The following is a 22930-nucleotide window of genomic DNA, read 5'->3' on the forward strand; positions in this document are numbered from 1 at the left end:
ACTATGTACAATTAATAAATGAACGATAATAACAAAAAGAAAACCATGAACAACAGTTCATGGTTTTTCCGACTATTAGTTTACACCTACAGAAGTATATGCATCCATAACCGCTTGGGTTTCTGCTGAAGGCAAGCCATTTTTATCTGGATATAAGTCGCGAGCAGACTGAATTGCAGCTTCCCTCATTTCTTTAAATCCAGAAGAAGGAGTTAGGTAAAGAGTTATTGCACGGTAGTAAATTTTTTCTGCTTTCGTTCTACCCATCCCTTTAATTGTAATACCATTATTTGTGCCACCTTGAGTTAATAAGTAAGCTGCTTTATTATTGATACCACTGTTTATGTGTACTCCTCCATTATCCTCAGTACCTAAATAGCGATCCTGGTATGTATCAGGATAGTGACCTGAAGCCATATATCTTGTAGCTTTTGAAGCTGGATCGCTCATTGAACGAAGCCCACCGTCACCAGGAATGTTCGGTGTTGTGATATCTTCTCCAAGTTCCCATTCAGTAACTCCTGTAGTATACATTTGAGCAAAGTTACCCATGACATCTGCTAGGGATTCATTAATAGCTCCAGATTCGTTCTTATAAATTAAGTCGGCTGAGTGTTCAATTACGCCGTGAGTCATTTCATGGCCAGCTACATCTAAACCACCAGCCAGTGAACTAAATTTTATACCATCTCCATCACCATATACCATTTGTCTCCCATTCCATGCAGCGTTATTCCATTTTACTCCAACATGGACTGTGTTAATTAATGTCATTCCGTTATTATCTAAACTATTACGTTTATGAATATATTGATAGTATTTGTTCACTTTATCTGAATTGTATACAGCAGATACTGCAGCAGGATTAGTGAATGTATTAGTTGGACTATTCGTCGATATTTCATAACCTGTAAATCCAAAAATGCCACCAAGTTGGAAAACGACTTCATCCATACGACGAGCGTCGAAAGTAGTAATTGGTACAATTTTAGAATTGTAAACTGAAGCACCATATAAATAGCTTGTTCCGGTTGAAGGATCTTTAACGGCAGTAAAAGATTGCATGTTTCCATGTAGGTCTAACCCTCTGCCAGTTACTGGAGTAAGAGTTGTTGCATCAATTTCATCTAGTGCATCGTACTGATCAATTACTTCTCCACTAATCGCATCTATAAAGTAGTGGAAGTAACCTGGTGCAGGTACTGAAGTAGATGCTTTTACTAAATAAGTTAAATAATATTTCCCTTTATAAGGGTAAATCATTAATTGAGAGTCAATTCCATCATAATTTTTAACTTCACCAATTTGTGATTGAATGTCTTCTTTAGCGGTTGAAATTGCATCCTCTTCAGAAATAGATGCCTCAGTAGGAATAAGAGTTCGAGATAGATTCTGAGTTACTTTACCGATCGAGGCGTACACATTATTATCTGCATCTAAAGCAACTGTTTGACCAGAACCATAAATGGGAATTCCTTTGTATTGCTCGACCGTACGTACATGATAAGTGCCAGTTGAAGGATCAGTTTGTTCACTTACAATTTTAAATTGCTCTCCAATATTAGCTAACTTTGTGAGCTGATTTTCTACTTTTGAATTAAGGTAGTTTTTTACAATTTCATCCTTATTCACTACTTCAGAAACAGTTGCTGCGCTAGCGGCGCTACCCCCAAATGTTGTTACAGTTGGTAATACTCCTCCTAACACAACTGACAATGATAACACCGCAGGAATAGCAATCTTTTTATTCCTAAACTTCAAATCTTTCTTTTTCAATTAACCCACCTCTTTGATAGAATTTTGTAACAATTACAATTATTGTGAAAAATCGAGGCGAAATCAATGCATTTTTCACAATTTCATTTCTGGATAATTTTTATGTGGTTTATTAATGTTTCTTCCGAAATCGACAAATTCTAACAAAATTCTTGGCGGTTTTTCGTCGAAATTATCCTAATTTTAATTTTCTGATAATTATGTATAATGAAAATCAATTACTGAAATTCACAAAGGGGAAAGTGCATGAGGAGTACAAGTCAAAAAAGCATTTTATTTTCGAGTCTAATTTGTATTTCTTTTTATACGGGAATTCAATTTGTAGGTGAAACTGATGCATCATTTTCTAGCCAAGCTTCATCAGCTCCAGTCAATCTATCAACAGCAATTGTTTTTCCCTCAAATGTAAAGAAATTAGAAGATGAGGCACAGAATATTGCAGATACGATAAATAAAGAATATAAAACAATTTTCCTTTCGCCTTCAAATGTTACATTACTGGAGTTACGTGAAAGACTTGGCAAAATTAAAGAAATTGAACGGGAGATAAATGTTCAATTAGGTGATTTAGAAAGTATAAAAAAGGAACTATCTACTACTAAATTAAAAATAAAAAATCAAAAAGGAGTAGACAAACAGACTTTTGCTTTTGTGGGGGAAGGGGATCAAAAGGTATCTAGTATTCTGAAAGAAGTGCATTCTATGATTGATTTTCAACAAATTGAAGCTGTTCGATCTTCAATTTCTAATCAGATAAACAACATAGAAGAAAAAGCTAAGCTAAATTATGTAGAAAATCATTCTAAGACAAACTCTGATGATAATAATGACTAGATATTTAGCATCTATGAATAATGAAATTTTAGTGAAGGGGAAAAAAATATGAAAAAATTAGTAATTATTTCGATTAATTTAATTAAACTAATTGGTTTAGTTATTTTATGTATTATGGCGTTTATCGTTCTTTCATCTAAAATAACCGGACAAGAGCCTACAATTAAGGGATATCAATTAAAAACAGTATTATCGGGTTCAATGGAACCTATTTTTCAAACAGGTTCGATCATACAAATAAAACTAGAGCCTAACAATTATGCCTATCAAAAGGGTGATATTATTACGTTTCATACAAAAGATAGATTAGTAACCCATAGAATTCTTGAAGTTAAAAACAAGAATGGGGAAATTACATATAAAACGAAGGGTGATAATAATAACGGCCCGGATTTATGGATAATTTCACAACGAGATGTCATTGGAAAATACACTGGTATTACGATTCCATACTTAGGCTATGTTATGAACTATGCCAATTCAAAAATCGGATCAGCGCTGTTATTAATAATTCCAGGTATATTACTTATTATTTCGGCTTTATACTCCATTATTGGTGCAAAAAAAGAGTTAGAAATTTTACAAGGTTAATCGTATTGGTTAGATCTCCTATGTATTAAATAGGACATACATAGGAGTTTAATATATTTTATTTTTATCCAAGGGGGAATTAAGAATGAGTTTTACGAAGAAGGTAAGTCAAGGAGTAATGAGTGCTGCGTTAGGTTTATCATTAGTTGGAGGAGGAACATTTGCTTATTTTAGTGATTCGGTAGAAACACAGAATACATTTGCTGCAGGTACATTAGATTTGGGGATGAATCCTAGTACGGTTGTTAATATTAGTAACATTAAACCAGGTGATGAGGTTTATCGCGAATTTACACTCGAGAACAATGGTACATTAGACATTAGTAAGGTACTACTAGAAACAAAATATACAGTGGAAGATGTTAATTCAAATAATCATGGTGATGATCTAGCAAAACACATTAAAGTCACAATAATGTACAATACAAGTAGTGCAACTAATCCAATTGTTGAAACAACCTTATATGATTTACAAACTCAACAACCTGATGTTACTCAAATTGATACACTATCAGGTCCTAAACCAGATGGTATTATTGCGGGGGACAAAGAAAAAATCTTTGTATTATTTGAATTTGTAGATAATGGACAAGATCAAAATCATTTTCAGGGGGATAGCCTAAAAGTAAGTTGGACTTTTAATGCACAACAAGGTAATTCAACGTATTATGATGATACAGATGAAAATAATAATTAATCTATATCTGATTATAAGTGACAATTAAATAGATATTAAAACACCTCTAAATAATTGCTGAAAAAGTGTAGTGAATTATTAGATGTGTTTTTTTATTTTATCTGAAAAAGTCTAATAGATTAGTTAAATATTTTCTATTGATATCCAATTTTTCTATTTGCAAATTAAAAAAGTTAATTTAAAATAATTGTTATTAATTATTGAAAATTCAATTAAATTAAAAAATGAATAGGAAAATTAAAGGGAGAAATAAAATGATAGAGGGTCAAATCATAAGATATTATCGACAAAAACTTGGGTTAACACTTGAACAACTAGGCAAGGGAATTTGTACTCTCGCATATCTCAGTAAAATTGAACTCGGTCAAACAATCTATTCCTCGGAAATCGTTGAATTACTGTCAAATCGTTTAAATATTGATATTAAAAATGAAGTGAATCTCTTTAAGAATACAAAAGATTCACTGAATCGATGGCAAAAGGCCATTTTTATGCAAAATATGAAAGAGGTTGAAGAGTTAAAAGAGGAATTGGAAAAAAATCCGTATTTACACTCCACCGAGTTTGCACCATTTTATCAGTTATTAAGGGCAAAGTATTACATTTTAAAGAAAGAATATGAAAAGTCTTATACAATTTTGAGAAGTGTTGAAAAGGAATATCCAGTTCTTCCTCAATATGAAAAGAATTTACAATTGCACGTATGGGGGATATACTATACCTCGATTTATGATACGTCAAATTCAAACAATAAAAATTTAGCTTTAAATATTTTGAAGAAAATTAATATGGATGAGTATAAAACTCCAGAATATTATTATAATTTGGCTGAAGCATATCATTTAGTTCAAAATAAAATGATGGCATATGTATATGCTGAAAAAGCTTTAGTACATTTCAAAGAAATGAATAATCTTGTCATGATGCTTGAAGCAGAGGCTCTAATGCTTGCACAAATTCAGAATGATCAACATGCCGATTTTGAAAAGATTGTAGAATCTTATAAAAGTCTTATTCACTTATGCGATTTACTACATGAACCAGATAAAAAGGTTAGTCTTCTAGGCAACTTATCAAATTTGTTCTATAGTAGAAAAGATTATATTCGCGCTCAGGAAATAGTGCAAGATGCATTGGAAATCGTTGATAAGAAGTCTATACGATACGTTAGGCAACTTCGTAATTATTTAGTAATCTGTTTGGAAGGTAATCTAATGAAGAAAACAGAAATGTTAAAAATAGCCCAACATGGGTTATTAACAGCAAAAAAGTTGGACAATCTTCTACTTCAAAAAGCATTTAAAATGCTTATCTATCGAATTGAAGAAAATATTGAACAATACTACAAATACATAGAACTGGATGCTCTACCATACTTTCAGTCGATGAAGTATTCAATGTGGATTAACAAGTATGCTAAAGAATTATATAGTCATTACATAGATACTGAACAATATGAGAAAGTGGCTAAAATGTCAAATATTTTAGTAGAAGTTAATTAGATAGATCGTTGTAGTAATTTAAATACTGAGTAATATTGATTAATATGTCTTAAATAAGGAATAGCATAAATTTCGTAAAATTACGGGTTTATGCTTTTTGTTAATCATGATTAAAATTTTCCAGATTGATAAAATGATATTTATGACTCAATATCAACAGGAGAATTAATCTGATCTTTGTACAAATCAAAATACAATTGACCATTTGTTCCACGAACACAATATGAAACATCGGATAAATTCAAACCTCGCTGTTCAATTTCAGTAACGATACCTTCTTTTGTTAGGTGATTTTGAGTGAGGTTTTTATAAATAAATTGGCCATCCATAATGATTTCAATAGGGAAATCAGATTGGGAAGGACTTGAAATCCCCAAATCTTCTCTAGTTACAAAACGATATATGGGTTTCTTTAATATTGATAAGTGTCCATCAGGTTCAAAAATAGCGAATTCCACTTCATCAATATCAAATATATCTCTCCTTCTTAGTGCTTGATTGAAAGAATCCATTGTAACTTTTAATTTTTCGATGTTTTTTTCAAGTATTTTTCCATCTTGTATGACAACAGTAGGTTCTCCGTTGAATATTGCTCTGGCTTTTTTATTTTTTAATGAAACTAAAGTAGCAAGAAATAAAAACAGACTGAAGATTATCAGGGCAGTAATATAGTTTCTGAAGTGTATAGAAGTATTAAACGTCAAGTTGCCTGCAATAGAACCTAATGTAATTGAAGTAATATAATCATGATATGTCATTTTTGATATAGTTTGTTTTCCAAGTAAATGGGTAATACAAATAAGTAAAACAAATGCTGTAAGAGTTCGAATTATGACTTCAACGGTTCCAATCATTACTTTCACCTTTAAGTTTTTAACTATATTTTTACATAAAAGCTATAGATAATACGTAAAAGATTTTTCAATAAAATATTAAACAAGTTTTATTAATGATTATATAGGTCCTGAATTCATGAGATTTTGAGCTTTTTAATTAAATAGATATTCTATTTCTTCAACATAATCAACATAATCTATATAATGCCCAACTGGGGGTTTTTCAACATCTCCTTTAAGGGGTGCAGTCTAGTTAGTCTGATTTTTGTTTAGTTCTCCGTATTAGCAGTTAAATTGAAGAAGGTATTTTTTTACTTTTAACGAACTCCCAATTATAAACAGTATAAAGATTGGGTGATATATATATTAAAGCAAAATGATACTTATTGTAGTGATCAAATTAAGAATAGTATAATCAAGCAACTCCGGAAAGCTGGTTGCGTTTTTGCTGAAGAAGAGGCTCAGCTTCTCATTTCTGGAGCTGGTACTTTGGAAGAGCTTTTAACAATGGTAAATCATCGAGTAACTGGCTCACCGTTAGAATACATCCTTGGTTGGGCGGAGTTTTATGGCAATAGGATTGCAGTAGTCCCAGGTGTGTTCGTTCCTCGCCGTCGGACAGAATTTCTTGCTCAAAAGGCGATTGACTTATCTGTGCCCGGTATCAAAGTGGTTGATCTTTGTTGTGGTTCTGGTGCAGTAAGTGTAGCGATTTCCAAGGCAGTGGATTTGATTTCGTTATATGCGGTCGATATTGATCCTATTGCAGTCCAGTGTGCCAAATGCAATGTTTCTAAACTTGGTGGTCTTGTATATGAAGGCGATCTTTATAATCCATTGCCACCTCAATTAATCGGCAATGTTGATATTATTGTGGCGAATGCACCATATGTTCCAACTGAGGCAATAAAGTCTCTCCCTCAGGAGGCACGGCTTTATGAGCCAAAAGTGGCACTTGATGGTGGTAAGGATGGAAATGATATTCATCGAAAAGTGGCAGAAAATGCGTCTTTCTGGTTAGCTTCAGGCGGGCATTTATTAATAGAGACGAGTAAAATTCAGGCTCCTCAAACAGTTGAAATTTTTACTCAAAGTGGACTAATAGCCGGGTTAGAATACAATAATGAATTGGACTCCACAGTCGTAGTTGGTACGAAACCTTCATTATAGATAAAATAAAAACAACCAGTGTAGCCCCCTTTATGGGTTACTCTGGTTGTTTTTAGTAGTAAAACTTATTTTTTATTAGACTTTTTTGCTAAATTCTGTAGTTCACTTTGAGGCTCAGTTGAAAATTCAACGTCTTTTCCATATCCTTGTGGATTAACACTTGGTGCTTTTTGTCCTCTTCCAGATGATTTTTTACTCATGTGCTTCACCTCCATGGATAGTGTTTCCGAAGAAAGTAGATTTATGAGTAAAAGTAATCAGTACATTTTATATAGAAAGATTTTTCTCTTTTTCAAAGCTGGAAGATGTACTAGAGTCAGATAAGACGTGGTTTAAAAATTTTTCTGTAATTGGCATAAAATAATTAAGTATTAACCCACCAAAACAAACAGTTAGTATTGTTCCAATGCCGATTGGTCCATTTGAAATTAATGCTGCTATTAAGAAAATAAGATAAATGACTGTTTTCGAAAAAAAGATATTTGTTCTAGTTAATTCCTGTAGGATTAATGTTAATCGATCCACTGGAATTGGTGCAAAGTTTGTGTGTAAATAGGTTGCTGTTCCGAGTCCTGAAATAACTAATCCGAGACTATAACAAGCTATTTTACTGTACCAAAATTCAGGTGTTATGAAATTGTGTAATAAAAAAAGCCACAGATCAATACCAATACCAGTTATAAAGGCAGTTACTAATCCTAAAAATTCTGGTCTTTGTCTTTTTAATAAAGAATTTAAACATAGTAATAATAAAGCAATGATTATTTCCCAACTTCCGACAGTTAGTCCCATATTTTTGGATAACCCCACTAGAAGCGCATCAAAAGGTGAAGTTCCAAGGTTAGATTGTATATTGATTGATATTCCCAAGGTTAATATTAAAATTCCTAATACGTAAAAGACATATTTCCCTTTAATTAATCGCTTTATCATTTAGTTATTTCTTTTAGCATTAGTATATGAGGGATACCGTCTTCTATAAAGACTTCAGAGGAAGTTCGATAACCAAGTTTTTTGTAAAAACCTTCTGCATGTGTTTGGCCATGTAATTTTACTTGCGAAGCCCCTTGTTCTTCCGCAATTTCTTCTAAAGCTTTAATTATGTTTTTGCCAAGTCCATATTTTCGGAAAGACTCCAGAATACAGATTCTTTCCAATTTCCCTACTCCATCAACAAACCTAATTCTTCCTGTCCCGACTGGTTGTTCGTTGTAATGAACTAATATGTGTTGGCAATCTCCATTTATTTTGTCGTATTGGTCAAATTCAACTTCTAGAGGTACACCTTGTTCCTTCACAAATATATCTTTCCTAATTGCAAATGCTACTTTTAGCTCTTCTTCATTCTTTATTTTTTTTGTATTCATCCTGTTTATCAGTCACCTTTATTTAATTTTTTGTTTTATTGCAAATGCAACAAAAATAAGTTAAATTCAATATATATCATTTTTATTGCATTTACAACAAAATTAATACTAAGGAGTTAATTATGAAGGAAATTCTTCGTGAAATTGGAATGATCGCAAGGGCTCTAGATTCGATTAGTAATATTGAATTTAAAGAGCATGATCTTACAAAAGGGCAGTATTTATATCTAGTACGAATAGCTGAAAATCCAGGAATCATACAAGAAAAATTGGCTGAGATGATAAAAGTAGATCGAACTACAGCAGCGCGTGCTATAAAAAAACTTGAAATGAATGGATTTATTGAAAAGAAAGAGGATAAAGAGAACAAAAAAATAAAAAAACTTTTTGCAACAGAAAAAGGGGAAAGTGTTTATCCATTTATAAAACGAGAAAACGATTATTCTAATATCGTTGCACTAGAAGGATTGTCTGAAATAGAAGTTGAAACCATTTTTAATCTTCTTCAAAAGGTAAGAAAAAATGTAGAAAAAGACTGGGAATTTGTAAAAAAAGGAAACAAGAGAAATTATTGATTAGATAAGAGGAGAGGCGTATTAATATGACGATCAATATAACAAGGTGTAGTTTAAAGGATTCACATATTCTTCAACAAATTGGTTATGAAACGTTTAATGAGACATTTAAGCATCAAAATTCACTTGAAAATATGAATGTATATTTAGAAAGTGCGTTTAATTTAAATCAAATAGAAGAAGAATTGTTAAATCAGTCTTCGCACTTCTTTTTCATTCATTTTAATCAAACCGTCGCTGGCTATTTAAAGGTCAATATAGATGATGCCCAATCAGAAGAAATGGGTGATGAATCACTTGAAATCGAGAGGATTTATATTAAGAAGGAATTTCAAAAACACGGACTTGGTAAAATTCTGTTTAAGAAAGCCATAGAAATTGCGGGGGAACTTAATAAAAAGAAAATCTGGCTAGGCGTATGGGAAAGAAACGAAAATGCGATCGCATTTTATAAAAAAATGGGATTTGTTCACAATGGGTCACACTCATTTTATATGGGTGATGAAGAACAAATAGACTTTATCATGACTAAAACACTTGGGTAATAGGTTTATTTGATATTGTCCACATTAAAATAATCTCTCAACTAGATTAATGGTAAAGACAAGAAGGAGATACGGTTATCCAAAAAAGCTTGATTAGTCACCAAGCTTTTTTGGTATTTATTTGGTGATTTTTATAGTGAGAATGAAAAGAGCGGTCAATTTGGATAGTTAATATAAATTTGTAAAGAATAAAATTAACATAAATCATTAATAAAATGGAGTAAAGTAAACCACTTGAAAACTATAATATTTTGTTCAATTATTTTTTTTCCTATTATTATGTATGGATTGGCTAGATTTAATCGAATATTTAGCACTATTTTTAATTTGATCGCAATCATTTCTTATGTAGTTTTTGGAGGAATATCAGCAATAGCAATTTATGAAATTATAAAACATGATGTTGTTTTCATGACCAATATTCATGCTGTATTTCTTAATATTTATTTTTTAATTTCTGGCGCTTACTTAGGAATATATGGCCTATATCAATTGATTAATCTGATGATGAAACAGCTTAATCAAACTAATAAGTAATGTACAAAGATTGTTCTAATAAAAAACATCACAACGCATCAATTCATGCATTGTGATGTTTTTTTATCGTTATTTTTCTATTTGCATTTCTAGTTTTGAATCATACTCTTTTTTCGAAAGTTCACCTGGCCAATATGCAAATCTACCTAATACCGTAGTAATTGCTGGAACTAAAAGTGGACGAACGATGAATGTATCAATTAAGACCCCAATACAAGTAACAATACCAAATTGAACTAATACTTGAATAGGTAGAGTTGCTAACACTAGGAATGTACCGGCCAAGATTAATCCAGCAGATGAAATAACAGCCCCGGTTTTTGCGACTCCATTTGAAACTGCTTCGCGATGAGTTTGTTTCTTTTTATTTTTCCAAATTTCAGAAACCATGAATATATTGTAATCTTCACCTAATGCTACTAAAAATACAAAGGAATATAATGGAATCGAACCTTGTATCGCGCTAGCCCCAAAACCGTAGTGAAGAATAAGCCAACCAGCACCTAATGCTGAAAGATAAGATAATATGACGGTTAGAATTAAGTAAATCATCGCTGTAAAGGAACGTAAATAAGTTAACAGTAATAATGCAATTAATCCAATCATTACCGGAATAATCACGGACTCATCACGCTCAGTTATATTTTTTGTATCCAAATTAGTTACTGTTTCTCCACCAATCCAGTAATGCTGATTTACTTTTTGAATATCATATTCGTTTAATAGCTTCTTAATTTTCTTTTCTAGTTGAGGTATTCGCTCTAATCCTTTAATAGAATATGGATTATCGACTAAAGAAATTTCATATAATTGTAATTTTTTATTATCTTTACCTGTAATAGGTTCAGACACATCTTTTACGAATGAAAGTGATTCTAATTCTTTTTTCACAGGGATATTTTTATTTTCCGTATCGATTATTACTTTAACAGGTGCTAATAAACCTGATGAATAATGGTCAGATATTAAATCGAACCCTTCTCTGGAAGGCATATCTTTAGGAAATGATTGAAGTAAATCATATGTGTATTGTACACGAGGAACAAATAGAGCTAGCCCTCCTAAGAGAATGATAGAGACTAGAATAATTGTCCAAGGTTTATGAGTAACTAATTTTCCTATTTTTTGATTAAATGTTACTTTGATTTTTGATTTTTTAATTGATTTTCCTTTTTTCTCAGTTCTTAATGCTTCCATTTCCTCTGTTCTTGGGATGAAAGGAAAAAATGAAACTCTACCAAAAATAGAAAGTAGGGCAGGTAGGATTGTAATTGCAGCAATCCCCATAATAAGAACTGCTAAACTAAATGGTATTGCGAAACGATGGAAAGCACCATACTGAGCAAATAAGAGTGTACCTAATCCAATAACGACCGTTAAAGCACTCATTGAGATGGCTCCACTAGATTCTCTGATTGCGAGCTGAATTGCTTTATATTTGTTTTCTTCCAAAAGTAAATATTCACGATATCTAGAAATTAAAAATAAACAATAATCAGTACCTGCACCAAATAATAATACTGTCATAATTGAAACGGCTTGAGAATCCACCGTTATAATGCCTTTATCACCTAAAACACCTAATAATGGATTTACGATTCCATATGCGAAACCAACGACTATTAACGGAACAATTGCCATAATTGGTGAACGATATAGAAGGATTAAGAAAACTAATACAAGTGATACAGTTGATAATAAAAGTTTAACATCGGCTTGTGAAAATAAACTGACAGCGTCTGTTTGAATACCTACTGGGCCAGAAAAGCGTACTTTTAGACCAGATTCTGTTAATTTTCGTTTTATTGGGTCTTCACCAGTATTATTTTTAATTTGTTTTTCTAATAAGTTGATATTTTTTTGTAGTACTTCATCATCTGCTTTTTTGTCAAAAAGAACGGCTGTAATGATTGTTGTACCATCCTCTGAAGAACTTCGTTTAATTGCCTGGATCGGCATTAAATCATATGACGGTGATGTTAATTGATTTTTTAATGGGTTATTTCGAAGTTCTTTATATACAGTTTGAATGACTTTGTAATCTTCCTCATTTAGTCCATCTTTACGGTTCCAAACGATTAATAAAGGATTTCCAGAATCAGTTGGAAATTCTTTTTTTATTAGCTGATCCGCTTTTTGGGACATGGTTTGCTTAGGTAAGTTATCTGCAGTATTGTTTTCTACTTCGTTTACAGATGGAAAAGTAAATGATAATACAACCGTTAATAATACCCACACCAATAATGTTATCCATCTTGTACGTTTACTACTTACAAATTTGCCCCAAGAATGAAAGGGGTGCTGTTTCATATGGAATTCACCTCACGTAAAATTTATTAACTTAATTATATATACTAGTTAGTTAATTATTCAAGAACTTTTATTATGCTATAATGAAAAGGAATTAAAAGGTTAGGAGAGAAGCAAATTGGAACAAATTAAACGGCCTCTTGGAAGACCACCGCAGGATTCGAAAAAAAAGCCTACAAAAACAACAATCATTGAAAATGCAATCCAATTGTTCCTTCAAAACGGATATCAATTAGTTTCAATGGATGACGTAGCTAAGAAGTGTGGTGTGACCAAAGCAACGGTTTATTATTATTATCCAACAAAAGCAGATCTCTTTACGGATGCAATGGTTCAAATGATGCTTCGAATAAGTGATCGAATTGCTGATATTTTATCTACAGATAAATCGTTAAAAGAAAATCTCAACGATATGGTTAAAGTCCATTTAAGAGCAACTTTTGAAATTGATTTAAAAGCTTTTACGAAAGAAGCGAAAGTCTCCTTATCAGATGAGCAATTACAACAGATGAATAGCGTAGAAGAAATGATGTATAATGTGATCGAGAAAGCTATGACAACGGCAATAGAGATTGGAGAAATACCTAACGGGAATCCAAAATTCTATACCCAATTGTTCTTAGCAATTTTATCGGTTGGAAATTATAGGGATACAGATCAAAATTCAATTTTCGCTACAATAGATGAAATGGCTGAACATATTATAGACTTCTTTTGGAATGGAATAATGGGCAATAAATAAAAGAAGATTTACTTTTTGAGTAGATCTTCTTTTTTGCGTTAAAACATATTCAAAATTGAGATTTTAGATAGTAGGTTAGGTTTATTTTTACAGTAATCTTTTAATGTCTTCAAAGAGAAGCAGGAATTTAACTGAACAAGTTGAATTAAGTACTACAACTGGTAAATAATACAAAAAAATCACAGTATTTATCCATTCAACTTTATTATTAAAAATAATTTTCTACTAGGCTTTCACTTTGATTCCTTAAAAAAAGTTTAAAAGCAAGGCTTAGGATGAAACAAATTAAATACCTAAATCTTCTGTCCAAAAATTTAAACTTTGAGGTGTCTAGATTGAAAGATATTTTACTAATTTTATTATTGCAATTGATTTATGTACCTGTCTTAACATTGAGAACTATTTTCCTAGTAAAAGGGTTGAGTGTATCTGCTGCGCTTTTTGGTTTTTTGGAAGCAATTATTTATGTATTTGGATTGTCTCTTGTTTTTTCTGGAGACCAAAGTACATTATCAATGATTGTTTATGCAGTCGGCTTTGGGATTGGCATTCTAATTGGAAGTTATGTAGAAAATCGCTTAGCGATCGGATATACGACTTTAGTAGTTAATTTAACGAATAAAAATAAATTGCTAATTAACCGACTTCGTGAGGAAGGATTCGGAGTGACAGTGTTCCAAGGAGAGGGAAGGGACAGCGAGCGTTATCATTTGGATATATTGACAAAACGTAATAGAGAACCTGAACTTATGGATCTTATAGAGCATTATGAACCAAGTGCCTTTATTATTTCATATGAAGCGAGAAGGTTTAAGGGTGGATTTTTATTAAATTCAATGAAGAAAGCAAAACATAAAAAATCGAATATATTATAGACCCTTATATAGTAAATAAAAAATCAGAGAAACTGAAATAAAGTTTCTCTGATTTTTTATTAATTTTACTTTACCTTCCTTGGCATTGACCTAACTCCAAACACATTAAAAAGTTTCGAGTTATAGACTAAAAAATGTTACGAAAGATAAGAGTATTGATGTGATGACGATTGCAATAAGCGGACGAATGGATTTAGTACGTAATTCTTTTAAGTTAATATTTAATCCTAAGCCAGTCATAGACATTGTTAAAATAAATGATGTAAAAACAGAAACGTCTGACATCGTTTTATTTGATATCGGAATTTTTTGACCAAGGATGTAGCTACCAACAAAACTCATAATAACAAAGCCAATTAAGAACCATGGGAACTCCAGTTTTGCTTCTCCGTTTAATTTTCCTTTACGTTTCATCCAAAATAAAAAGATAAAACAAACGGGAATCAATAGAAATACACGGACAAGTTTGGCTAACAATGCGTGAGTAAGTGCATCCTGACCTGCAGGTGCAGCTGCTAAAGCTACATGTGCAATCTCATGAAGGCTTATTCCGACCCATGCTCCATATTCAGTTGGGCTAATTGGTAATAAAGGATAGATTAAAGTATAAATGATGGAAAATATTGTGCCAACTAGTGCGATGATCCCAACAGCCATAGCTGTGTCATCATCTTTTGCTTTAATAATGGGTGATATGGCTGCAATTGCAGCAGCACCACAAATGCCAGTGCCGATACTTAATAATAGAGACAGATTAAGATCTGCTTTAAGCCATTTTGCAATAACCATAAGAACGACTATCGAAAATATGATAGTTCCCATACCTCTCAGTAATAAAGGCAAACCATCGCTAAAAATGACAACCATGTTTAGTTTTAATCCGTACAGTATGATGGCAAACCTTAAAAGTATTTTTGAAGAAAATTGAATTCCTGCGCGCAATTTTTCGGGATAACCAAAAAATTGTCTATACACTAAAGCAAGTAAAATGGCACATGCAAGTGGTCCAACATGATCGAACCATGGTAACTTTGCCATCAGAAAACCTAAAACAGCTATGATGAATGTAAAAGCCACTCCATAGATTAATGAAACTTTTAACTGTTTAGTAGGCTTTTTTTGTTGCTCTGGATTTATATTAACTATTGCCTTTTGTTCCAATGTGTTCATCTCCTCGGGGCGTACTATATTATTTATCGTATCGAATTCTTTACTATAAGGAAAATAAATTATTATTATAGTTATGATAAGCAAATACGATAGTTAGAAGAAAAGGATATAAATTGAACAGAGCTTAATTAGTAAGGGCTTTGTTTTTTTATTGAATGGATGTGTTAAGTAGCGAACAGAGATTTTCAGTCCGTAGAAGCTGTTTAATATAGTTTAAAATAAAAATAGTAAGCAAATTCAACGAAGAATTGCTTACCATTTTAGTTTATAAGTTAGATACGTTTTTGAATAGCTTAATGAAGATAATCAAAAGTATTTTTTGCTAACAAGATAAAGGTTACTGTAATAAAAAGGATTCGAACGTAGCCACTTCCTTTTTTAATAGCGAATTTAGAACCACAAATTGCTCCTGCTATTTGTGCAATTCCCATAGCTAGCCCATAGGCATAATGAATTTGTCCTAAATACATAAACATTAATAATGCAGCTATATTACTACCAAAATTTAAAAACTTTGCATTGCCTGCAGCTTTTAAGAAATCAAACCCAATCATTAAAAAAGCAAATATTAGGAATGAACCAGTTCCAGGTCCAATGAATCCATCATAGAAACCAATACCAAAAATTAAAAGCATAAACAGAGTAATACGAGTAACTGACAGTTTTTTATTGGTAGTAGTATCACCCCAATCTTTTTTAAAAATAGTATATATTGCAACTGCTGCAAGCATAACGAGCATAAGCGGTTTAAGGACTGTAGGGTCAATTAAATGAACTGTCCAAGCTCCCAAAATGGAACCAATAAATGTGAGTGGGAATAACTTATAGACGGATTTTAAATCAAGCTTTCCAGAACGATAGAACATGATTGTGCTCGTTAAAGAGCCAATTGACCCAGCTAATTTGTTCGTTGCCACGGCAGCAGCTGGAGATAGACCAGTAAATAATAATACTGGCAAAGTAATTAGCCCACCGCCTCCAACTACAGAATCAATAAATGCAGCTAAAAATCCAAATACAATTAAAGTTAATAATAACGACGGATCAATATGGAATATCATCAAATCTACCTTTCTTTTATTTACTAATTTGATAGTAGTTAAAATAGGAAACAAAGTAAATCATTAATTTAGTAATATAAGAATTATTTTTATTTTTACACAATAAAAAGCAATAACATTGTTTCCGTATAAATTAACTAAAGTAATTATTGAAATTAAATTCAACAAGTACCACTTTCTAAAATTTCGCATATATTGATATGTGATAATTTAATGAAGAGGTGTGTACGGATTGAATTTCAAACAATCAAATTCTATTACAGAAATAGGACAAGCTAAAGTAAAATACTTTGAAAAAAACATCAGCGGTTTGATAAAAGAGGTCGTGACAAAAATCGAAATGAAGATGGCGCTCGAAGAACTAAAGGTAAACCGTATTGTTCGACTAGGTGGTCTTGAAAATGATGATGTTATTAAACAAGTACAAAATGATTTGACGAAAATATTAGAGGATTCAATAAAAGAAATACAACTAAAAATGAGTGAAATGGAGATTTATCTTAATTCATTAGAAGAAATAAAAGGTAATTCAATAAAAAAGGAAAACGATTTTAATAAATAAAAATAGAGTGAGAAACACTAGGTTTCTTCACTCTATTTTTTGCCTTTGTTTGTGTTAGATTCATCTAAGAAATTGCTTATTTATTGTTAATGTTGATATTAATAGTAATTTTTTTATCGCAATGAGATGATGATTGACCATTTTGTACAACTAAAAGTTATTATTTAGGTCTTCTAACTATCAATATGTTTTATTTGGGCAGCTCGTCAGTGTATTTGACTATATTTACCTTTTTTATTTAGATGAAAATATGTACTAGATTTTAGTCCAAAAAATTTAAAATCTAAAATAGAAAAGGTAACTCTCAAATACAAGAGTTACCTTAATAAATTATAGTGAATTAACTTCCTCTGTTGAAATTACATTCTTATTTGATTGTTTTTTATGCAACCATTGATAAATAATTGGTATTACTAAAAAGCTATTTAAAGTAGAGGTGATCATTCCACCTATAACTACAATTCCTAATGTCTGTGAAATGACAGTATCACCTTGATGTGAAAACGCTAGTGGTAATAGTGTTAAAATTGTAGTAGCTGCTGTAATTAAGATTGGTCTAATCCTTGAAAGACTACCAGAAATAACGGCTTCTTCAGTATTCATACCGTTTTTACGATTACGCTCAATCTTATCAACTAGTACAATACCATTTGTTACTACAATCCCAGTTAACATTAAGACCCCAATTAATGCTGCTAAATTCCACTCTCCACCAACTATTACTAAAGAGATAACAACACCACTTAATGCTAGTGGGATACTTAATAATACTGAAACTGGAGCTCTCCATCCCTTAAATAATGATGAAGTAATGACCATAACTAAAAGAATAGAGAAGGCCACGGCAATTGACATATCAAAAATCATTTCTTTAACTTGTTGAGTAATACCTCCCATTGAGTAACTTACTCCTTTAGGAAGAGCTTGTTTACTAATTACGTCATCAACTTGTTTTGAAACTTTACTAATGTCATTTGAAGTAATTTGACCTGTAACGATTGAGTAAGGCTCTCCATTGCGTTCATTGATCGTTGAAGGAGCATTGTCTTTCGTAATAGATGCAATTTGTTCAAGTTTGACGGTTTTATTACTACTTGTTAAGAAAGTTTCATTTTTAAGCGAATTGATAACATCTTCTGGCGATGCATTTAATTGAACTTGACTTTTTCCACTACTAATTTGATCAAGATACATATCAACTGGCAGACTAATATGGTCAACTACAAATGTAGCATCTTTAGATTGTGACATATAACGGTTAATTACTTTCGTTATATCTGCTAATTGAATTCCATTTTGTTCAATTGCTTGTTGGTTAAATGTAATTTTATATTTTGGAAGACCAGATGTTAAATCTACTTTTCCATCAACGCTTAGTCCATCAATTTTAACAAGTTTTGATCTCATTTGATCTGCAATCTTGTCTAGAGTAGTTTGATCAGAGCCAGTAAATATGACTTTCAATAAAGAGTCATCACCGGCAATACTTTGACTTGAAACAGTATAAGCTACATTTTTAGATAATTGTGGCAGTTGTTTTCCAAGCTCTTTAATGACTTGGTCTGAGTCTTTTTCGTTCTTTAAAGCAACAGAAATGTTAGCTACGTTAGGTTTTTGTAGGAAACCTCCGCCTTGGTCAAATACATCATCACTTTGTGGCGTATTAGTTGATCCAAAATTAGATAGATAAGATTTTATTTTTGGATTTTCTTTTAATTGATTTTCTACCTTTTGAACCTCAGAATCAACCTGCATTAATGTACTTCCTTGAGGTAGTTCAAGTTTAATTGCCACTTGACCAGTTTTAGCACTTGGTAAGAATGAGACTGGTAAAAACGAACCAAATGCTACTGCAAAAATAAATAATAAAGCTGAAATGAAAATTGTAAGTTTTTTCTTTTTTAATGATGATACTAAGATCGGTTTCATCATTGGTTCTAAAGAAACAGCATTTGTTTTCTTTGTATTTTTTTTCCAACCCATTAGCGCAAGTGCTGGAATAACAAGAATTGCTACAAAGAACGATATAATTAAAGAGATAACAACAGACCATGCAAATCCGCTATATGAAGCACTAATAGCTCCACCTACAAAGGCAATTGGAATATAAACAGCAATTGTTGTAAGTGTTGATGCTAAAATTGCAGGTGTCATTTCATAAACTGCTGAACTTAATGAGTATAGTAATGATTTATCAGGATTTTGTTCTCTTTTACGGTACATATTATCAAGGATAACGATTGAATCATCAACAATACGACCCATTGCAACAATTAAACCTGAAACGGTTAAAATATTAAGTGTAATACCCATTGATTTTAGGATTGCTGTTGTTGCTAATAAAGAAATTGGTAATGAAATTGCAATAACTAATGTTGATTTTACATTGCGGAAGAAGAAAAATACGCAAATCATTGAGAAAAGACATCCAAGTAAACCTTCACGAATTAAACCGTTTAATGAATCATTTAATTCTTTTTCACGATCTAATTGAGGTGTTAATTTAACAGAGCCGTCTTTTACTTGTTGTAAGCTTTGAATTCTTTCCTTCACATTTTTTGCTACGTCGGTAATGTTTGCACTTTGAGTTTTAATAACATTTAATTGAACACTTGTTTTTCCATCTGTTCTTGCAATCGTTTTTACATCATTTAGGGCGTGAGTAACAGTTGCAAATGCTGAAAGTGGAATTTGATCACCATCTGAATTTTTGATTTTTACATCATTTAATTGCTTCTCATTTAAATTCCATCCATCAAATTTAACTGGAATAGACAATTGATTTTGTAAGATTGTTCCTTCGGGTAAAGATGGAACTGATACAGCTAATGCTTTATTTAAGTCATCTAAAGTAAGTTTATTTTTTGCTAGGTCTTTCGTTCTTACAGTTAATACGTATCCGTCTTTTGCACCACCGAACACTGAAACATCGGATACGCCTGGTACTGTTTTAAGGTGTTGCACAATATCCATTTGAGTTACTGATTTTAAAGTATTATCATCTAATTTATCACTAGTCAAACTGTAAGTTAGGATTGGGAATGAACTAGTTGTAAGTCTTGTAACTAAAGGTTTAGATGTAATTGTCGGAGGTATGTCCGCATTTTCTAAAGCTTTATTTACATCAATTTCGGCTTGCTTCATATCTGTATTCATTGGAAAATACAGACTCATAAAAACTCCACCATCATAGGAGCTAGTTTCAATATCTTGTAAACCCTCTGTTGTTCTTACAGCACTTTCAAGACTATTAGTAATATTTTGTTTTACTTGATCGGCCTGATACATAGGTAGACGCATGCTTACAGTAAGAGTTGAATTGTTTATACCTGGTAAGTAATCACGTTGCATTTGGTAAGCTGAAATAGCACCCCAAGATACAATCATAACGACACAAACAATCATTAAAATTGCTCTTTGCATGGTCCCTTCTATAAATTTTTTCATCTTATACCTCCTAAGATTTTTATTTAAAATTGAAAATTATTTCATAAATCAACTCCATGTAATTGTAAAATTCCTAACTGAAACTTTAATGAATAATCAATTAAAATTAGATTAAAATGAAAAAAATATGAATTAAAAGTTTTATAATGGCATTTATACAACGAACTTCTAAGACTAGAATCAGTCTTAAAAATAGAATAGCGTTATTCGAAACATTAAAACTATTAATAGAAATAGGTGAATAAAATGAAGAAAATTTTAATTATCGAGGATGAAGTGAATATTGCTCGAGTTTTAAAGTTAGAAATAGAATATGAAGGTTATGAAGTGTTAGTCGAACATAATGGAAAAGCTGGATTAGAGTCGGCTTTAAGCAATAATGTCGATCTAATTTTATTGGATGTTATGTTACCTGAATTGAGTGGAATCGAAGTATTAAGAAGAATAAGGAAAACAAATCAGTTTGTGCCCGTTATTTTATTAACTGCTAGAGATGCTACACATGATAAGATTATCGGACTCGATTATGGTGCAAATGATTATATTACGAAACCTTTTGAAATCGAAGAAGTATTAGCAAGAATTCGTTCAAGTCTTCGATCGAGCAATTTAGTTCAAGAATTTAAGAAAAATGAAGACTCAAATCCGATTTTAGCAATTGAGGATTTAGTTGTTAATTTGGAAGCTCGTGAAGTGAAGAGAAATGATAAAGTTATTCCATTAACACCAAAAGAGTATGATCTACTAGTTTACCTATTGGAAAATCAAAATAAAATCGTGACAAGAGAAGGCATCATAACAACCGTTTGGGGTTATGAGTATGAAGGTGAAACAAATGTTGTTGATGTTTACATTAGACATTTAAGAAAAAAAATTGAAGAGGACTTTGACGTTCCTTTAATTCGAACTATAAGAGGTGTGGGGTACACAATGAGGAAGGGTTAAGATGAAAATAACGACTAAAATAAATTTGCTAATTACTTCATGGATCTTAATCATTCTTATTTTAATTAACGGATTAGTTTTTTATTTGTTTATGAAAACGACTGTAAATATGGAAGAGCATGTTGTGAGTCAAAAGGCACATGAAATTTTAAAAAAACATGAAATCCATAACTCATTGATGATAAATCAAGAAGCATTATATCCATTTATGGCTAATCATTCTTATATACGAATCATTGATCTAAACTCAAAAATAGTAACAGAAGTTAGTAATGATAAACTATTGAATCGTATTAAACCTAAGTTCACTAAAAAAGAAGAAACGAAGCTAATTCCTTTTAGTGAGCATCAAAATATAGTCGTACGCGTACCAATTTTACAGGACCAAAAAGTGATTGGAACGCTCGAAATTGGTGAGTTGTTAGTAGGACTTGAAGGTCGAAAAGATCTGTTGTTAACAATAATGGCAATCGTTACTGGTATCTCTGCAATTTTATCAATGATGGCTGGAAGATGGTTAACACGCATCATAATGAACCCAATTACTTCTATGATTACAACGATGGAAGATATTGAAAAAAGTGGGGTTCCAAAAAAGATTTTAATAAAAAATGAAACGAAAGATGAATTACACAAAATGGCAAGCACATTTAATCGAATGATTAGCAGACTACAAGAAAACATCGAAAAACAGAAACAGTTTGTTTCAGATGCATCTCATGAGTTAAAAACTCCTATTACGGTCATTAGTAGTTTTGCTAACTTATTAAGAAGGCGTGGTTTGAAAAATGAGGAAATGGCGACGGAAGCCATTGAGACAATTTACTCTGAAGCCAATCGTATGCAAGATTTAACTAAAACCTTATTAACTTTGGCCGAATCGGAGAATTTAAAGAATATCGAAATGGATCCAGTCGATCTAGTTGCTTTATGTAATTCGACTTTAGTACAACTGCAAAGTGTGTATAAACGAGAAATTACTTTACATGCACAAAAACAGAAAATATTTATTAAAGGAAATGAGCTTAAAATTAAACAAGTTATTATTATCTTTTTAGATAATGCTATAAAATACAGTACTGAAAAAATAGAAGTAAATATTAGTTGTACTAGTGAAGCTGCTATTCTTCAAATAAAAGACTATGGAATTGGGATTCGAGAGGAAGAATTAGAAAATATTTTCGAACGATTTTATCGAGTTGATAAAGCGCGTAGCCGTGAAACTAGTGGTGGCACTGGACTTGGACTTTCAATTGCTAAAAATATAATTAGCTTGCATAATGGGAAGATTAATATAAAAAGTGTTGAAAATGTAGGAACGGAAGTAGAGGTAGTATTTCCACTAGATGAGATTAAGAGAAAATAATCAGTACATGAGTATTGAAAAT

General features: G+C 31.6%; 21 protein-coding genes. 12 read left to right on the top strand and 9 right to left on the bottom strand.

Annotated features, from left to right (window positions below; translation table 11 throughout):
* Window positions 1-75: 75 nt before the first annotated feature.
* Window positions 76-1776: a M4 family metallopeptidase gene (locus BED47_RS07680; RefSeq protein WP_069033154.1), complete on the bottom strand. Its 1701-nt coding sequence runs from the start codon at window positions 1774-1776 to the stop codon at window positions 76-78.
* A 246-nt stretch (window positions 1777-2022) separates the two neighbouring features.
* On the opposite strand from BED47_RS07680, the gene BED47_RS07685 reads away from it, so the two are divergent.
* The 4 genes from BED47_RS07685 (at window position 2023) to BED47_RS07700 (ending at window position 5400) form a co-directional block, all read left to right on the top strand.
* Window positions 2023-2610, top strand: coding sequence for a DUF4047 domain-containing protein (locus BED47_RS07685; RefSeq protein ID WP_069033155.1), 588 nt, complete (start codon window positions 2023-2025; stop codon window positions 2608-2610).
* A 48-nt stretch (window positions 2611-2658) separates the two neighbouring features.
* Window positions 2659-3201 carry a signal peptidase I SipW gene (sipW, locus tag BED47_RS07690; protein ID WP_069033156.1) on the top strand — a complete coding sequence of 181 codons (543 nt, stop codon included), beginning with the start codon at window positions 2659-2661 and terminating at the stop codon, window positions 3199-3201.
* Between the two features lie 85 nt (window positions 3202-3286).
* Window positions 3287-3898 (top strand): TasA family protein, encoded by a 612-nt coding sequence (locus BED47_RS07695; protein ID WP_069033157.1) that lies wholly within the window; start codon window positions 3287-3289, stop codon window positions 3896-3898.
* A gap of 254 nt (window positions 3899-4152) precedes the next feature.
* Window positions 4153-5400: a helix-turn-helix domain-containing protein gene (locus BED47_RS07700; protein ID WP_069033158.1), complete on the top strand. Its 1248-nt coding sequence runs from the start codon at window positions 4153-4155 to the stop codon at window positions 5398-5400.
* 140 nt (window positions 5401-5540) lie between these two features.
* Here the strand turns inward: BED47_RS07700 and BED47_RS07705 are convergent, their stop codons facing one another.
* Complete coding sequence (locus BED47_RS07705) at window positions 5541-6254, bottom strand: DUF421 domain-containing protein (RefSeq protein ID WP_069033159.1); 714 nt, start codon at window positions 6252-6254, stop codon at window positions 5541-5543.
* A gap of 381 nt (window positions 6255-6635) precedes the next feature.
* Here BED47_RS07705 and BED47_RS07710 point away from each other — a divergent pair, with 381 nt between their 5' ends.
* Window positions 6636-7406, top strand: a complete 771-nt coding sequence (locus BED47_RS07710) for a putative protein N(5)-glutamine methyltransferase (RefSeq protein ID WP_139116350.1) — start codon at window positions 6636-6638, stop codon at window positions 7404-7406.
* Between the two features lie 65 nt (window positions 7407-7471).
* Here the strand turns inward: BED47_RS07710 and BED47_RS07715 are convergent, their stop codons facing one another.
* From BED47_RS07715 to BED47_RS07725, 3 genes are all read right to left on the bottom strand, one after another.
* Window positions 7472-7606, bottom strand: a complete 135-nt coding sequence (locus tag BED47_RS07715; RefSeq protein WP_056467807.1) for a hypothetical protein — start codon at window positions 7604-7606, stop codon at window positions 7472-7474.
* 67 nt (window positions 7607-7673) lie between these two features.
* A complete protein-coding gene (locus tag BED47_RS07720; protein ID WP_069033160.1) occupies window positions 7674-8339 on the bottom strand; it encodes a YczE/YyaS/YitT family protein in 666 nt (221 codons plus the stop codon).
* Window positions 8336-8773, bottom strand: coding sequence for a GNAT family N-acetyltransferase (locus BED47_RS07725; RefSeq protein ID WP_069033161.1), 438 nt, complete (start codon window positions 8771-8773; stop codon window positions 8336-8338). Before BED47_RS07725 ends, BED47_RS07720 begins: the two co-directional genes overlap by 4 nt.
* A 122-nt stretch (window positions 8774-8895) precedes the next feature.
* Here BED47_RS07725 and BED47_RS07730 point away from each other — a divergent pair, with 122 nt between their 5' ends.
* Window positions 8896-9348, top strand: coding sequence for a MarR family winged helix-turn-helix transcriptional regulator (locus BED47_RS07730; protein ID WP_069033162.1), 453 nt, complete (start codon window positions 8896-8898; stop codon window positions 9346-9348).
* 26 nt (window positions 9349-9374) lie between these two features.
* Entirely contained in the window at window positions 9375-9893 is a 519-nt protein-coding gene (locus BED47_RS07735) for a GNAT family N-acetyltransferase (protein WP_069033163.1), read from the top strand.
* Window positions 9894-10499: 606 nt separating this feature from the next.
* Here the strand turns inward: BED47_RS07735 and BED47_RS07745 are convergent.
* Entirely contained in the window at window positions 10500-12740 is a 2241-nt protein-coding gene (locus BED47_RS07745; protein WP_069033165.1) for an MMPL family transporter, read from the bottom strand.
* Between the two features lie 118 nt (window positions 12741-12858).
* On the opposite strand from BED47_RS07745, the gene BED47_RS07750 reads away from it, so the two are divergent.
* Entirely contained in the window at window positions 12859-13482 is a 624-nt protein-coding gene (locus BED47_RS07750; RefSeq protein WP_069033166.1) for a TetR/AcrR family transcriptional regulator, read from the top strand.
* A 335-nt stretch (window positions 13483-13817) separates the two neighbouring features.
* Window positions 13818-14357 carry a DUF2179 domain-containing protein gene (locus tag BED47_RS07755; protein WP_069033167.1) on the top strand — a complete coding sequence of 180 codons (540 nt, stop codon included), beginning with the start codon at window positions 13818-13820 and terminating at the stop codon, window positions 14355-14357.
* Between the two features lie 120 nt (window positions 14358-14477).
* On the opposite strand, the gene BED47_RS07760 is transcribed toward BED47_RS07755, so the two are convergent.
* Both BED47_RS07760 and BED47_RS07765 read right to left on the bottom strand, forming a co-directional pair.
* A complete protein-coding gene (locus BED47_RS07760) occupies window positions 14478-15527 on the bottom strand; it encodes a YeiH family protein (protein WP_069033168.1) in 1050 nt (349 codons plus the stop codon).
* 293 nt (window positions 15528-15820) lie between these two features.
* A complete protein-coding gene (locus BED47_RS07765) occupies window positions 15821-16588 on the bottom strand; it encodes a TSUP family transporter (protein WP_069033169.1) in 768 nt (255 codons plus the stop codon).
* A gap of 232 nt (window positions 16589-16820) precedes the next feature.
* On the opposite strand from BED47_RS07765, the gene BED47_RS07770 reads away from it, so the two are divergent.
* A complete protein-coding gene (locus BED47_RS07770) occupies window positions 16821-17150 on the top strand; it encodes a hypothetical protein (RefSeq protein ID WP_069033170.1) in 330 nt (109 codons plus the stop codon).
* 330 nt (window positions 17151-17480) lie between these two features.
* Here the strand turns inward: BED47_RS07770 and BED47_RS07775 are convergent, their stop codons facing one another.
* Window positions 17481-20597, bottom strand: a complete 3117-nt coding sequence (locus BED47_RS07775) for an efflux RND transporter permease subunit (RefSeq protein ID WP_069033171.1) — start codon at window positions 20595-20597, stop codon at window positions 17481-17483.
* A gap of 246 nt (window positions 20598-20843) precedes the next feature.
* Between BED47_RS07775 and BED47_RS07780 the strand changes: the two genes are divergently transcribed.
* On the top strand, window positions 20844-21542 hold the full coding sequence (locus BED47_RS07780) for a response regulator transcription factor (protein WP_069033172.1): 699 nt from the start codon (window positions 20844-20846) through the stop codon (window positions 21540-21542).
* A gap of 1 nt (window position 21543) precedes the next feature.
* Window positions 21544-22908, top strand: a complete 1365-nt coding sequence (locus BED47_RS07785; protein ID WP_069033173.1) for a sensor histidine kinase — start codon at window positions 21544-21546, stop codon at window positions 22906-22908.
* Window positions 22909-22930 lie beyond the last annotated feature (22 nt).

This window comes from Gottfriedia luciferensis, from assembly GCF_001712755.1.
Classification (GTDB): domain Bacteria; phylum Bacillota; class Bacilli; order Bacillales; family Bacillaceae_G; genus Gottfriedia; species Gottfriedia luciferensis_B.